Here is a 13,818-nt window from a genome sequence, read left to right as displayed (position 1 = left end):
CTGATGTTCAGCGAAAGCTTGCGTCAGCTCTTGGCGATGCGGGCCTTGTCCGAAGAACTGCGCGCCAGCTCTCTGTTGAGCCACAGGGCGACCAGGGTCAGAACCGCGCCTGACAACAGATAGGCGCCGGCCGCGATCAGGCCGAACTGGCTGGAGATCCACAGGGCGACGAGGGGCGCGAAGCCGGCGCCGAACAGCCAGGCCAGGTCGGACGTCAGGGCCGAGGCGGTGTAGCGGTTGGCCAGAGAGAAGCTGGACGCCACCGGACCTGAGGCCTGGCCGAACGAGAGGCCCAGCAGGATGAAGCCGGAGATCATGAAGACCAGCTCCCCGACCGCGCCGCCGTTCAGCAGTTGAGGCGCGAAGCCCGAGAAGGCGGCGATGCCCGCCGCCGTGGCGGCCAGAAGCGAGCGACGGCCGAAGCGGTCGGCCAAAAGGCCGGAGGCGAGAATAGCCAGCAGGCCGAAGACTGCGCCGACCATCTCGATCAGCAGGAACCGCACCGGCGTCTCCTGGGTGAACAGGAAGACCCACGACAGCGGGAAGACGGTGACCATGTGGAACATGGCGAAGCTGGCCAGGGGCGCGAAGGCGCCGATGGCGATGCGGGGGCCTTCCGCCTTGATGGCGGTGTGAACCGGCGTGGGCTGCAGTTCTCGCGTTTCGAACATCTTCTGGAAGCTGGGCGTCACGACGATACGCAGGCGCGCGAACAGCGCCACGACGTTGATGGCGAAGGCCACGAAGAACGGATAGCGCCAGCCCCAGTCGAGGAAGTCCGCCGCCGACAGGGAGTTCAGGAAGAAGGCGAACAGAGCCGAAGCGACGATCAGGCCGATGGGCGCGCCCAGTTGGGGGATCATTGCATACCAGCCGCGACGATTTTCCGGCGCGTTCAGGGCCAGCAGAGACGCCAGTCCGTCCCAGGCGCCGCCCAGAGCCACGCCCTGACCGATGCGGAAGACGGCCAACAATACGGCGGCGGCGATGCCGATGGTTTCATAGCCGGGCAGGAAGGCGACCGCGACGGTCGAGGTGCCCAGCAGGAACAGGGCGATGGTCAGCTTGGCGCCGCGCCCGAACTTCTGGTCGATGGCGATGAAGAGGGCGGTGCCCAGCGGACGCGCCAGGAAGGCGAGGGCGAAAACAGCGAATGAAAGCAGCGTGCCGCCGATCGGTCCCGCGAACGGGAAGATCAATTGCGGGAACACGACCACGGAGGCGATGGCGTACACGAAGAAGTCAAAGAACTCCGAGGTGCGGCCAATGATCACGCCGATGGCGATTTCGCCGGGATCCACCTTGCCATGATCGTCGTGGAGGGCGGCGGCGTCGCGTTCCAGCGACTCTGACGAAGGGGTCGTCGAGACGGACATGGGCTGGGATCGCTCCGTTTAAACTAGGGGGATTTGAGTGTACGGCGGTAATGCCGCATTATGACCGCGCGCCCTTTGCGATGAAAGTCGCCACATGAGGATAGGACAGATTGTCCAATGTCGCTCCTGACCGAAGCTGACTATCGGGCGCAATTCGAACGCCAACCGTCGCGACTCCTCCCCATGGTCCGACGTTTCCCGATTGGAGCCGCCTTGCGCCGTCTGCGCCTACTTCTGCTCGTGCCCATGGTGGCGCTGCTGTCGGCCTGCAACCTGGTCGTACTGAAGCCCGCGGGCGATGTCGCCCAGCAGCAGGGCGACCTGCTGATGGTCTCCACCCTGCTGATGCTGCTGATCATCGTGCCGGTGATGGCGCTGACCGTCTTCTTCGCCTGGAAGTACCGCGCGTCGAACACCGAGGCGGAATATCGCCCCGACTGGGATCACTCGACCCATCTGGAAGTGGTGATCTGGGCCGCGCCGCTGCTGATCATCATCTGCCTGGGCGCCCTGACCTGGGCCGGGACCCACCTGCTGGACCCCTATCGTCCGATCGACCGGATCAAGCCGGGGCAGCCCGTCGCCGAGAATGTCGAGCCGCTGCAGGTCAATGTGGTTGCGCTCGATTGGAAGTGGCTGTTCATCTATCCCCAATACGGCGTCGCCACCGTCAATGAACTGGCCGCGCCCGTTGATCGCCCGATCCGTTTCCACATCACCTCGTCCTCGGTGATGAACTCCTTCTACATTCCCGCCCTGGCCGGCCAGATCTACGCCATGCCGGGCATGGAGACGAAGCTGCACGCCGTCATCAACCGTCCGGGCGAGTACCAGGGCCTGTCGGCCAACTATTCCGGCGACGGCTTCTCGAACATGCGGTTCAAGTTCCACGGCATGGATCGGGCGGGCTTCGACGGCTGGATCGCCGGCGTTCGTCGCGGCGGTCAGCCGCTGGATCGCGAACGTTACCTCGAGCTGGAAAAGCCCAGCGAGAAGGTTCCCGTCATGCGCTTCTCCGCCGTCGATGGCGGTCTGTGGGACGCCATCCTCAACATGTGCGTCGAGCCGGGCAAGATGTGCATGGGCGAGATGATGGAGATCGACCGTAAGGGCGGTCTGACCATGGCCTCGATCCGCAACACCATGCCGCTGGTCTATGACAAGTACGCTGGGCGCGGGAAGAACGCCGCCATCTTCGGCTCGAACGACAGTTATGTCATGACGATCTGCACCCCGCTTCAGGCCGAAGCCGCGGCTGCCGACCGGATCCGTCGCGCTGAACTGGAGACGGTCAGCGCCCCGGTCAGCCTGGCGCCGCTAACGGGGCTGGGCCTGCCTATGGCGTCGCTTTCCACCTCACAACAATCGACGGGGGCGGTTTCGACCGACGTCCGTTCCTCCCCCAACGCCTGAGCGAACACAGTCGATGAACGCTGACACTCTCATTCCCCTTATCTTCGGGCGGCTGACGCCCGAGGCCTTGCCCTTGCACGAGCCGATCTTGGTCGTGACCATGATCGTGGTCGCCCTGGGCGGCCTCGCCCTGTTCGGCGCCCTGACCTATTTCAAGCTCTGGGGCTACCTCTGGAAGGAATGGTTCACGACCGTGGACCACAAGAAGATCGGGATCATGTACATGATCCTGGGTCTGATCATGTTCTGCCGCGGCTTCGCCGACGCCATCATGATGCGCCTGCAACAGGCCATGGCCTTCGGCGGGTCAGAAGGTTACCTGAACGCCCACCACTATGATCAGGTCTTCACCGCCCACGGCGTGATCATGATCTTCTTCGTGGCCATGCCCATGGTTACGGGCATCATGAACTACGCCGTGCCGCTGCAGATCGGCGCGCGCGACGTGTCATTCCCGTTCCTGAACAACTTCAGCTTCTGGATGACTACGGCCGGCGCCGTCATCATCATGGCCTCGCTGTTCGTGGGCGAGTTCGCGCGGACCGGCTGGCTGGCTTATCCGCCGCTGTCGGGCATCGGCTACAGCCCTGGCGTCGGGGTCGATTATTATATCTGGGGCCTACAGATCGCGGGGGTCGGCACGACCCTGTCCGGGATCAACCTGATCGCGACCATCGTGAAGATGCGTGCGCCGGGCATGGGCATGATGAAGATGCCGATCTTCACCTGGACCTCGCTGTGCACCAACGTCCTGATCGTGGCGTCCTTCCCGGTCCTGACCGCCGTTCTGGCCCTGCTGACGCTGGACCGGTACGTCGGCACCAACTTCTTCACGAACGACTTCGGCGGCAACCCGATGATGTACGTGAACCTGATCTGGATCTGGGGTCACCCGGAAGTCTACATCCTGATCCTGCCGCTGTTCGGCGTCTACTCCGAGATCGCCTCGACCTTCTCGGGCAAGAAGCTGTTCGGCTATACCTCCATGGTCTACGCCACGGTCGTCATCACCATCCTGTCGTACCTGGTGTGGTTGCACCACTTCTTCACCATGGGCTCGGGCGCGTCGGTGAACTCCTTCTTCGGCATCACGACGATGATCATCTCGATCCCGACGGGCGCGAAGATCTTCAACTGGCTGTTCACGATGTACCGTGGACGCATCCGGTTCGAACTGCCGATGATGTGGCTGGTCGCCTTCATGCTGACCTTCGTCATCGGCGGCATGACGGGCGTGCTGCTGGCGGTGCCGCCGGCTGACTTCGTGCTGCACAACTCGCTGTTCCTGATCGCCCACTTCCACAACGTCATCATCGGCGGCGTGCTGTTCGGCCTGTTCGCAGCCATCAACTTCTGGTGGCCCAAGGCCTTTGGCTTCAAGCTGGACAAGTTCTGGGGGCTGGTCAGCTTCTGGTGCTGGGTGCCCGGTTTCTGGCTGGCGTTCGCACCGCTCTATGTCCTGGGCCTGATGGGCGTCACCCGCCGGATGCGCGTGTTCGACGATCCGTCGCTGCAGATCTGGTTCGTGATCGCGGCCATCGGCGCCGGCGTCATCGCTCTGGGCATCGCCGCCATGTTCGTCCAGTTCGCCGTCTCGATCATCAATCGCGACAAGCTGCGCGACACCACGGGCGACCCCTGGGGCGGCCGCACTCTGGAGTGGGCGACCTCTTCGCCTCCGCCGGCCTACAACTTCGCCTCCACGCCGGTCATTCACGATTCCGACGCCTGGTGGGACATGAAGAAGAAGGGCTATCAGCGTCCGCTGACCGGCTACCACGCCATCCACATGCCCTCGAACACGGGGACGGGGGTCATCCTGTCCGGTCTGTGCCTGGTGATGGGTCTGGCCCTGGTCTGGTACATCTGGTGGCTGGCGGCGCTCAGCTTCGTGGCCGTGCTGGCGGTCGCGATCGCCCATACCTTCAACTACAAGCGCGACTACTACATCCCCGAGGATGAGGTTCGCGCGACCGAAGAGGCGCGTACGCGCGCCCTGGCCGGAACGGAGGCCTGATCCATGAGCGCGACCGCGACTGCGACTGAGATCGACCCGAACGTCTTCCACCTGGAAGAAGAGCCGCATCACGAAGAAGGCTCCAGCACCATGCTGGGCTTCTGGCTCTATCTGATGAGCGACTGCCTCATCTTTGCGATGCTGTTCGCCGTGTTCGGCGTCCTGGGCGGCAACTTCGCCGCCGGGCCTGGGCCGAAGGAACTGTTCGACCTGGAGCTGGTGGCGGTCAACACCGCCATGCTGCTGTTCTCGTCGATCACCTACGGCTTCGCCATGCTGGCGATGGACCAGAACAAGAAGACCCAGACTCTGGTCTGGCTTGCCATCACCGGCCTGTTCGGCCTGGCCTTCCTGGGCATCGAACTCTACGAGTTCGCGCACCTGATCCATGAAGGCGCCACGCCGCAACGCAGCGCCTTCCTGTCGGCCTTCTTCACCCTGGTCGGCACCCACGGCCTGCACGTGACCTTCGGCATCATCTGGCTGGTGACGCTGATGGTTCAGGTCAGCTGGAAGGGCCTGATCCCGGCCAACAAGCGCCGCCTGATGTGCCTGTCTATGTTCTGGCACTTCCTCGACGTCATCTGGATCGGCGTCTTTACCTTCGTCTATCTGCTGGGCATGGTTCGATGAGCGCCGACAAGAACGACCACTCGCCGGAGTCGCACGACACCGACCATCTGGGCCACGAGACGCACAATCACGGCTCCTTCAAGAGCTATATGATCGGCTTTGTGCTGTCGGTGATCCTGACGGCCATCCCGTTCTGGCTGGTCATGACCGGCGTGCTGCCGGCCCAGGCCACCGCGCTGATCGTCATGGCCTTCGCAGTGGTGCAGATCGTGGTCCACATGATCTACTTCCTGCACATGAACTCGAAGTCCGAAGGCGGCTGGACCATGCTGGCCCTGATCTTCACGATCATCGTCGTGGTGATCGCCCTGTCGGGTTCGCTGTGGGTCATGTACCACCTGAACACCAACATGATGCCCACCAGCCATGATATGAACCGGATGGGCTCCTAGGCGCCCAGTTCGGAGGCCGTCATCAAGGGCGATCATCATAAAGCGCCGCGTTCGTCTTCGGTCCTGTTCTGGGCCGGGGTCGGCGCGGCGTTTCTGTTCGCAGGCTTCGTCGCCCTGGGCGCGTGGCAGGTGCAGAGGCTTGGCTGGAAGACCGAGCTGATTGCTCAGGTCGAGGCGCGCGTTCACGCCCAACCCGTCCCTGCGCCAGGGCCGGCCTCCTGGCCCGAACTGTCCCGCGAAAAGGACCAGTATCGCCGGGTCACGATGCGCGGCGTCTTCCAGAATGATCGCGAGACCCTGGTCCAGGCTGTGACGGACTATGGGTCGGGTTTTTGGGTCATGACCCCGTTGATGACGGACGAAGGCTTCGCGGTTCTGGTCAATCGCGGCTTCGTCACGCCTCAGCGCCGTTCGCCAGCCGAGCGTGCCGCAGGCCAGGTGGCTGGCCGCCAGACCGTCACGGGTCTTCTTCGTATAAGCGAACCGGGGGGCGGCTTCCTGCGCGCCAATGATCCGGCAGGGAACCGCTGGTACTCCCGAGATGTGGCGGCGATCGCGGCGGCGCGAGGGGTGTCCAACACCGCCCCCTATTTCGTCGATGCAGACGCGACCCCCAATCCGGACGGTTGGCCGAAGGGCGGGCTGACGGTGGTGAGCTTCCCCAACAGCCATCTGGTCTATGCTCTGACCTGGTTCGGAATGGCGCTGCTGACCCTGGTTGGATACGGGATCGTGGTGCGTGAAGTCCGGCGTCGGCGACGGCCGGCATGACGTCCACCCTTCAACGCCTGCTGGGCTTCGGCGCCTGGCGCGAGACGGCGGTGTCGCAAGAGGCGGCGAACCGGCGCAATCTTCGCCTGCTGGTTCAACTGCGATGGCTGGCTGTGTTCGGGCAGGTCGTCACGATTTTGATTGTCCACTTCGCCCTGGGCATCCGGCTGCCGGTGTTGTGGCTATTGATCGCGCCGGCCAGCCTGGCCTTGGTCAATCTGATCAGCCTGCCCCTGACCCTGCGTCGGGACGCGATCTCCGACCATGAGTTGATGTTGGCTCTATTGGCTGACGTGGCGGCCCTGACCGGCCTGCTATTTCTGACTGGGGGCGCGACCAATCCGTTCGTCGGTCTTTATCTGCTTCAAGTCGTCCTTGGCGCGGTGCTGCTGCGCCCCTTCTACGCCTGGTCGCTGATCGCCATCACCAGCGTCTGTTTCGTCTGCCTTGGCGTGGTTCACCTGCCGCTCAACCTGCCGCCCTACCAGGAGGGCGGATTGCTGAGCCTCTATATGGTCGGGGGGCTGATCTGCTTCCTGCTGATGGCGGTGCTGCTGGTGCTGTTCATGACCCGGATCAACGAAAATCTGCGCGCGCGTGACGCCTATGTGGCCGATGTCCGGCAGCAGGCGACCGAACAGGACCATATCGTCCGCATGGGTTTGCTGGCGTCGGGCGCGGCCCATGAACTGGGCACGCCACTGGCCTCGCTTTCGGTGATCTTGAGCGACTGGCGGCGGATGCCGGTCCTGAAGGCCGACGCCGACCTGAGCCAGGACATGGACGTGATGCAGGCCGAGGTCGAGCGCTGCAAGGCGATCGTTACGGGTATTCTGATGTCGGCCGGCGAGGCGAGGGGGCAGGCGCCGTCTCACACCACCCTGGTCCGTTTCCTTGACGAGGTGGTCGAGGGGTGGACGACGCGCGATGTTCGAATTCGAGTGGATGTGACGCCCTGGACTGGGCCCGATCCTGAGATCATAGCGGATCCGGCGTTGCGCCAGGTCTTTGGCGTCCTCTTCGACAATGCGGTTGAAGCCGGCGCCCGGCGGATTGTCGTTGCGCCCAGCGTGAGCGAGGGGAAGTTGCAGGTGGCGGTTCGGGACAACGGCCCTGGTTTTCCCGCCACGGTTCTGGACCGGCTGGGCAAACCCTATAATTCGACCAAGGATCGCCCTGGCGCCGGGCTGGGTCTCTTCCTTCTGGCCAATGTGATGCGGTCGTTGGGCGGGTCGGTCGAGGCTTGCAATCCGGCCGGCGGCGGCGGCGAGGTCAGACTGACGCTGCCGATTGACGTGCTGGCGCCCGAGGAGACTGTGGATGACCGATGAATCCCCCGTTCTGTTGATCGTCGAAGACGACGGCTCCTTTTCCCGCACCCTGAGAAAATCGTTCGAACGGCGAGGCTATGTGGTCGTCAGCGCCGAGGGGCCCGAGCAGATGGCTGAGGTTCTCAAGATCCATCGACCGGGATTCGCGGTCGTGGACCTCAAGCTGGGCGGGGCGTCAGGCCTGGGTTGCGTTTCCACCCTGCACGCCTTCGACCCGGACATGAACATCGTCGTCCTGACGGGTTTCGCCAGCATCGCCACGGCGGTCGAGGCGATCAAGCTGGGCGCACGGCACTATCTGGCCAAACCGTCCAGCACGGATGACATCGAAGCCGCCTTTGGCAAGGCCTCGGGCGACGCGGCGACGCCCCTGACCACGCGCCCGACCTCGATCAAGACCCTGGAATGGGAGCGGATCCACGAGACCCTGGTCGAGACCGACTTCAATATCTCGGAAGCGGCGCGCCGGCTGGGCATGCACCGCCGGACCCTGGCGCGGAAGCTGGAGAAGCGACGGGTCACCTGACGCCGCCGCGGATCTCGACGTCAGCGTGGCGGCCGCTCGGCCCATTTCAGCAGGGGGATGAGGGGCAGCCCCCAGGCCGTGCCCCCGACGCCGAAGAAGAGAAAATCGATCCAGGCGGAAGCCGGCAGCAGTCCGCGCAGGGCGATCAGCCCCCACACCCAGAAAACCAGAAAGGCGACCACGCCGACCGCCGCGACGAACCGCCGCGCGCGGGGCGGCATCAGCGCTTGTTCCTGAACAGGAAGAAGGCGACCAGGCAGACGGCGGATCCCACCAGCGCCCATGGCGTCCAGATCCAGCTGTCCATGGTGCTGACGGCGAAGACGCGCACGGCAAGGAACCAGCCGCAGGCCAGGCCGACGCCGGACACAAGAATGGTCCCGCCCAGCCCGCGCCGCCCCGTCAGTAGGTCGGCGATCCAGGCCAGCAGGAGTCCGCCCAGAACGGCGGCGGCTATGTCGGCGTATTGCAACCCTGATCTCCCTGTCGGCCCCGCGCCGCACCCTAATCCGACTCGATCTTGTCATCGTAGCCGGGCATACCGCCACGGTCGCGTTTTGGTCACGGTCGAAGGCGACACCATATCCGGGTCAGTGTCGGGCGTCGAATGAACCGTTTCGGAAATCCAGATCGCAATCGCGCAGTCGCCGTGTGGCTGTTCGCCACTGCGGCGGTTGTCTTCCTGATGGTGGTAGTCGGCGGCATCACCCGCCTGACCGGTTCAGGCCTTTCGATCACCGAATGGCAACCCATCGTCGGCGCGATTCCGCCGCTGAACGAGGCCCAGTGGGCCGAGGCCTTTGAGAAGTACAAGCAGATACCGCAATACGCCCAGGTCAACGCCGGCATGAGCCTGGGCGAGTTCCAGGGCATCTTCTGGTGGGAATGGCTGCACCGCCTGATCGGGCGGCTGATTGGACTGGTCTTCGCCCTTCCGCTGGCCTTCTTCCTGCTCTGCCGGATAGCGCCCCTGCGGTCTGTCTTTCCCCAACTTGCCATGCCGGATCGACTGATCTGGCGGTGCCTGCTGTTGTTGGCCCTGGGCGGCCTGCAGGGACTGATCGGTTGGTGGATGGTTTCCAGCGGCCTGTCTGAGCGGGTCAGCGTCGCGCCCGAACGCCTAGCCGCCCATCTGGGGCTTGCCTTCATCCTGTTCGTCGCCCTGATCTGGACCGGGCTCGAAGCCTGGAATGGCGAGGATCATGGACGTCCGCCGGCGGGCTGGGCGAGGGGCGCCGGCTTCCTGCTGGGGCTGGTCTTCCTGCAATGCCTTCTCGGCGCACTGGTCGCCGGAGGACATGCCGGGCTGGTCTATACCGACTGGCCGTTGATGAACGGGGCGGTCCTGCCGCCGGCGGATTGGAGCCTAGGCGCAGCAGCCTTCCTGCATGATCAGGCCCTGACCCAATTCAATCATCGGCTTGTGGCGTACGGACTGCTGATCGCGGTCACCATCTACGCCTTCCAGGCCTGGCGCTGGCGGGTGGCCGAGGGGATGGGCTTGGCGGCCTTTGCCCTGGCGACCGTGATCTGGCTTCAGGCCGCGGTGGGTATCGTCACTCTGATTCACGCGGTGCCGGTCTGGCTGGGCGTGCTGCACCAGGCAGGGGCCGCCGTCGTCCTGGCTGTGGCGACGGCGAACCTTTGGCTGGTGCTGCGGGCTCAGCCCCGGATCTTCATGTCCGGACCGAGGACCATGGGCCTCTGATCGCCAGGGTCATGCCTGGGTACATGATGTTGACGAACAGCACCTCGCCGTCAGGCGAGAAGCAGGCGCCCGCGAACTCGGAGTTGCCGGTGAAGACGTTGCGTCCGATCGTATAGAGCTTGCCGTCCGGCGTGACGCCCTTCAGGTGGTTTCGGACGTCGGTGGAGTAGTTGTCCTCGCACAGGATCAAATGGCCCCATGGCGCGACCGTGATGTTGTCGGCCATGTTCATCGTCTTGATGTCGGTGCTTTCGACGAACAGCTGAAGCCGGTCGGCCGCGCCGTTCAGGTCGGGAACCAGTCGCATGACTTGGCCGCGCCGGATCGGGCCACCCGAGGTGGCGGTGAAGTACATCTCATTGTCGCCCCACCAGACGCCTTCGCCGCGCGCCACCCAGGCTGCACCGGCGGCATGGCCGCGTTTGGCCAGGTCGCCGTTGGGGGATTCGACGTCTTCCATGTCGATCCACTCGATTTCACGCCAGTCGCCGACAGCCCAAGTGCGGGTCTCCTGGTTACGGGTGTCGGCCGAGCGCTCGCCCTTCCAGGCCATGGCCTGGAGCTTCCCGCCTTCGACCAGTTTGCCGGGCGTCTTGGGAATGAAGCGGTAGAACAGGCCGGAATTATCGTCCTCGGTCAGATAGACGATGCCCGTGCGGGGATCGATGCAGACCGCCTCGTGGTCAAAACGACCCATGGCCTTCAGCGGTACAGGATCGACCAGGCCGGTCGCCGTCGATGGCACCTCGAACACCCAGCCGTGGCTCTTGGTCATGTCGGCGGTCGCGGGCGTTTCGATGGTTTCTTCACAGCTCAACCAACTGCCCCAAGGCGTCGGTCCGCCGCAGCAGTTTGTAGAGGTCCCGGCCAGGGTCAGATGCTGGCTGATCTTCTGGCGCGTCTGGAGATCATAGATGATGGTGGAGCACCCGCCGGGCAGGGGGCGTCCGTTCTTGTAGGTGTCATAGGCTTTCGAAGCATTCAGCAGGCCGAGGCGTTCCTCCCGCAGGCCGCCGGGGCCCAGATTACGGTGGAGGCCGGAAGACCCCTTAAGTTCGTGATTGACCACCAGGGCGACCTTGGTCCCGTCTAGCGGGAAGCAGGCCATGCCGTCGGGCTGTCCAGGGACGAACAGGCCGTCGTCCATGGTGTCGCCGCTCTGAGTCACCACTTGATAGGAGAAGCCCGCGGGCAGGTCGAGCAGCAGGTTCGGATCTTCAATCAGCGGGCCATAGCCATGCACGTCGTTGACGTAGGTTTCTTCGCCGGCGGTCTGAGCGGAGGCGTGGCGCGCCAGCCCCGCAAAGGCGAGAGCGGCGCTCGAGGCGATCAGGCCGCGACGGTGAAGATTCATGAGAGGACTCCGAAAGGTTTGGTTCTTCCGATGCCCGTGAATGGCTATGGTTTCATGACGACCGACGTTAATTTATAACGGAAGACGCACCGAGCGAACGGGTATTTTAATACCGTATATAAAATACTGATTTAATTCAGTTAGTTGATGCGGTTGCGGCGCATTCAGGCGCGTTGACGCGACGTGTCCTGTCCTGTATCAGCGCGCCTTCATTCGGTTCCCTCGGGGGCCGGACCCGATTTTCGTCTCCAGGAACCCCCTCAATGCTGAAGAGCACCACGGCTTCGTTGAAGCCGGCCGAGGTCGAGAAGAAGTGGATCCACATCGACGCCGAAGGCGTCGTGGTGGGCCGCCTCGCGACCTTCATCGCCAACCGTCTGCGCGGCAAGCACCGCGGCGACTACACCCCGCACGTTGACTGCGGCGACTATGTCGTCGTCACCAACGTCGACAAGGTGGTGTTCACGGGCAAGAAGTCGACCGACAAGGTTTACTATCGCCACACCGGTCACCCGGGCGGCGTCAAGTCGACGACCCCTGAGAAGGTTCTGGGCGGTCGCTTCCCCGAGCGCGTGCTCGAGAAGGCCGTCGAGCGCATGCTGCCGAAGGAAAGCCCGCTGGCCCGCAAGCAGATGACGCACCTGCGCCTGTTCGCCGGCGGCGCGCACGAACATGAAGCCCAGCAACCGGAAACGATCGACTTCAAGTCGGCGTCGCCCAAGAACACCCGGAGCGTCTGAGCATGACCGACGTGACCAACGAAACCGCCACCGGCTTCGACGCCCTGAAGGGCCTCAGCGCTTCGGTCGAGAACGACGCCCCCGTCTATGTCCAGAAGCTGGACGCCCAGGGCCGCGCCTATTCGACCGGCAAGCGTAAGAACGCTATCGCCCGCGTCTGGGTGAAGCCCGGCACCGGCAAGATCACCATCAACGGCAAGGACCAGGAGCAGTATTTCGCTCGTCCCGTGCTGCGCATGATGATCGCCCAGCCGCTGACCGTTTCGGACCGCGCCACTCAGTATGACGTCGTCTGCACCGTCGAAGGTTCGGGCCTGTCCGGCCAGGCCGGCGCCATCCGCCACGGCCTGTCGCACGCCCTGACGCATTTCGAACCGGAACTGCGCAAGGTCCTGAAGCCGCACGGCTTCCTGACCCGCGACAGCCGCGTCGTCGAGCGCAAGAAGTACGGCCGCGCCAAGGCTCGCCGTTCGTTCCAGTTCTCGAAGCGCTAATCGCGTTCACGCGGTTTGGATTTGGGGCGCTTCGGGGAGACCCGGAGCGCCCTTTTTCTTGTCTATCTTCTCCCGCATGGGGGAAGGGTCAGGAGTAGCCTATGACCCACACCATCTTTATCGACGGCGAAGCCGGAACCACGGGCCTCGAGATCCGCGAGCGGTTGGAGGTTCGTGCCGATCTGGAGCTGATCCTGCTGGGCGACCGTCGGCGCGATGTCGAGGCGCGGCGCGAGGCGTTAAACAGCGCCGACGCCGTGATTTTGTGCCTGCCCGATGATGCGGCGCGCGAGGCTGTGGCCATGATCGAGAATCCGTCGGTCAAGGTGATCGACGCCTCGACCGCCTATCGGGTCGCGCCCGGCTGGGCCTATGGCTTCCCTGAAATGGACGCAGGCCAGCGCCAACTGATCGCGCGGTCGCAATTCGTGTCCAACCCCGGCTGCTATCCGACAGGCTTCATCGGTCTGATGCGGCCGCTGGTGAAGGCGGGCCTGGTTCCGGCCAGCCATCCGGTCACGGTCAATGCGGTCTCGGGCTATTCCGGCGGCGGCAAGGCCATGATCGCCGAGTTCGAGGCAGAAGGCGCTGCAACCGCTTATCGCGCCTATGGTCTGTCGCTGAAGCACAAACATGTGCCGGAAATGACGAAACACACGGGGCTGAGCCGCGAGGTGCTGTTCGCCCCCGCGGTGGGGAATTACCGCCAAGGCATGCTGGTCGAGGTTCCGCTGCACCTCGCCGCCTTGCCGGAGACGCCTTCGGTCGAGCGTATCCACGGCGCCCTGGTCGAGGCCTATGACGGCCAGAGGTTCGTCGAGGTCGTCGATCTGGACGAGACCGAGGCCATGACCGGCCTGGAGCCCGAGGGGTTGAACGGCACAAACCGCCTGCGTCTGCACGTCTTCGGCGACCGATCCGGCGAGCAGGTGCGGCTGGTCGCCCTGCTGGACAATCTGGGCAAGGGCGCGTCCGGCGCGGCGGTGCAGAACCTCAACATCATGCTGGGACTGGACGAAGCCGTCGGTCTGGTCTGATGTGGTGACGGGCGGGAAACCCTTTC

General features: G+C 64.1%; 15 protein-coding genes. 11 read left to right on the top strand and 4 right to left on the bottom strand.

Going from position 1 to position 13,818, the window contains the following annotated elements:
- Positions 1 to 23: 23 nt before the first annotated feature.
- Complete coding sequence (locus ACW177_RS10945; RefSeq protein ID WP_492025741.1) at positions 24 to 1,376, bottom strand: MFS transporter; 1,353 nt, start codon at positions 1,374 to 1,376, stop codon at positions 24 to 26.
- A gap of 213 nt (positions 1,377 to 1,589) precedes the next feature.
- Here ACW177_RS10945 and cyoA point away from each other — a divergent pair, with 213 nt between their 5' ends.
- The 7 genes from cyoA to ACW177_RS10910 all read left to right on the top strand — a co-directional run bounded on the left by cyoA (position 1,590) and on the right by ACW177_RS10910 (position 8,459).
- Positions 1,590 to 2,789, top strand: coding sequence for a ubiquinol oxidase subunit II (cyoA, locus tag ACW177_RS10940; RefSeq protein WP_492025740.1), 1,200 nt, complete (start codon positions 1,590 to 1,592; stop codon positions 2,787 to 2,789).
- 13 nt (positions 2,790 to 2,802) lie between these two features.
- Positions 2,803 to 4,806, top strand: coding sequence for a cytochrome o ubiquinol oxidase subunit I (cyoB, locus tag ACW177_RS10935; RefSeq protein ID WP_492025739.1), 2,004 nt, complete (start codon positions 2,803 to 2,805; stop codon positions 4,804 to 4,806).
- A 3-nt stretch (positions 4,807 to 4,809) separates the two neighbouring features.
- Positions 4,810 to 5,439, top strand: a complete 630-nt coding sequence (cyoC, locus tag ACW177_RS10930) for a cytochrome o ubiquinol oxidase subunit III (RefSeq protein ID WP_492025738.1) — start codon at positions 4,810 to 4,812, stop codon at positions 5,437 to 5,439.
- Positions 5,436 to 5,831: a cytochrome o ubiquinol oxidase subunit IV gene (gene cyoD, locus ACW177_RS10925; protein ID WP_492025737.1), complete on the top strand. Its 396-nt coding sequence runs from the start codon at positions 5,436 to 5,438 to the stop codon at positions 5,829 to 5,831. The genes cyoC and cyoD overlap by 4 nt, the downstream gene beginning before the upstream one ends.
- A 129-nt stretch (positions 5,832 to 5,960) precedes the next feature.
- Entirely contained in the window at positions 5,961 to 6,602 is a 642-nt protein-coding gene (locus ACW177_RS10920) for an SURF1 family protein (RefSeq protein ID WP_492025736.1), read from the top strand.
- Positions 6,599 to 7,933 (top strand): ATP-binding protein, encoded by a 1,335-nt coding sequence (locus ACW177_RS10915; protein WP_492025735.1) that lies wholly within the window; start codon positions 6,599 to 6,601, stop codon positions 7,931 to 7,933. The genes ACW177_RS10920 and ACW177_RS10915 overlap by 4 nt, the downstream gene beginning before the upstream one ends.
- The gene (locus ACW177_RS10910; RefSeq protein WP_492025734.1) at positions 7,923 to 8,459 is read left to right on the top strand and encodes a response regulator transcription factor; all 537 of its coding nucleotides are present in this window, start codon (positions 7,923 to 7,925) and stop codon (positions 8,457 to 8,459) included. Before ACW177_RS10915 ends, ACW177_RS10910 begins: the two co-directional genes overlap by 11 nt.
- Before the next feature lie 20 nt (positions 8,460 to 8,479).
- On the opposite strand, the gene ACW177_RS10905 is transcribed toward ACW177_RS10910, so the two are convergent.
- Positions 8,480 to 8,680 carry a DUF2842 domain-containing protein gene (locus ACW177_RS10905; RefSeq protein ID WP_492025733.1) on the bottom strand — a complete coding sequence of 67 codons (201 nt, stop codon included), beginning with the start codon at positions 8,678 to 8,680 and terminating at the stop codon, positions 8,480 to 8,482.
- A complete protein-coding gene (locus ACW177_RS10900; protein WP_492025732.1) occupies positions 8,680 to 8,931 on the bottom strand; it encodes a transglycosylase in 252 nt (83 codons plus the stop codon). Before ACW177_RS10900 ends, ACW177_RS10905 begins: the two co-directional genes overlap by 1 nt.
- Positions 8,932 to 9,066: 135 nt before the next feature.
- Here ACW177_RS10900 and ACW177_RS10895 point away from each other — a divergent pair, with 135 nt between their 5' ends.
- Positions 9,067 to 10,167, top strand: coding sequence for a COX15/CtaA family protein (locus tag ACW177_RS10895; RefSeq protein ID WP_492025731.1), 1,101 nt, complete (start codon positions 9,067 to 9,069; stop codon positions 10,165 to 10,167).
- Here the strand turns inward: ACW177_RS10895 and ACW177_RS10890 are convergent.
- Positions 10,136 to 11,521, bottom strand: coding sequence for an alkaline phosphatase PhoX (locus ACW177_RS10890; protein WP_492025730.1), 1,386 nt, complete (start codon positions 11,519 to 11,521; stop codon positions 10,136 to 10,138). The genes ACW177_RS10895 and ACW177_RS10890 overlap by 32 nt on opposite strands.
- A 266-nt stretch (positions 11,522 to 11,787) precedes the next feature.
- On the opposite strand from ACW177_RS10890, the gene rplM reads away from it, so the two are divergent.
- The 3 genes from rplM to argC all read left to right on the top strand — a co-directional run bounded on the left by rplM (position 11,788) and on the right by argC (position 13,792).
- Positions 11,788 to 12,261: a 50S ribosomal protein L13 gene (rplM, locus tag ACW177_RS10885; RefSeq protein WP_183196355.1), complete on the top strand. Its 474-nt coding sequence runs from the start codon at positions 11,788 to 11,790 to the stop codon at positions 12,259 to 12,261.
- A gap of 2 nt (positions 12,262 to 12,263) precedes the next feature.
- Positions 12,264 to 12,755: a 30S ribosomal protein S9 gene (rpsI, locus tag ACW177_RS10880; protein ID WP_492025729.1), complete on the top strand. Its 492-nt coding sequence runs from the start codon at positions 12,264 to 12,266 to the stop codon at positions 12,753 to 12,755.
- 101 nt (positions 12,756 to 12,856) lie between these two features.
- Positions 12,857 to 13,792 (top strand): N-acetyl-gamma-glutamyl-phosphate reductase, encoded by a 936-nt coding sequence (gene argC / locus ACW177_RS10875; protein ID WP_492025728.1) that lies wholly within the window; start codon positions 12,857 to 12,859, stop codon positions 13,790 to 13,792.
- Positions 13,793 to 13,818 lie beyond the last annotated feature (26 nt).

The sequence above is a fragment of the Brevundimonas sp. AVps23W genome (assembly GCF_058681395.1).
The sequence above is the reverse complement of the archived record's forward strand: the minus strand, read 5'-3'. Positions and strand labels throughout refer to the sequence as shown.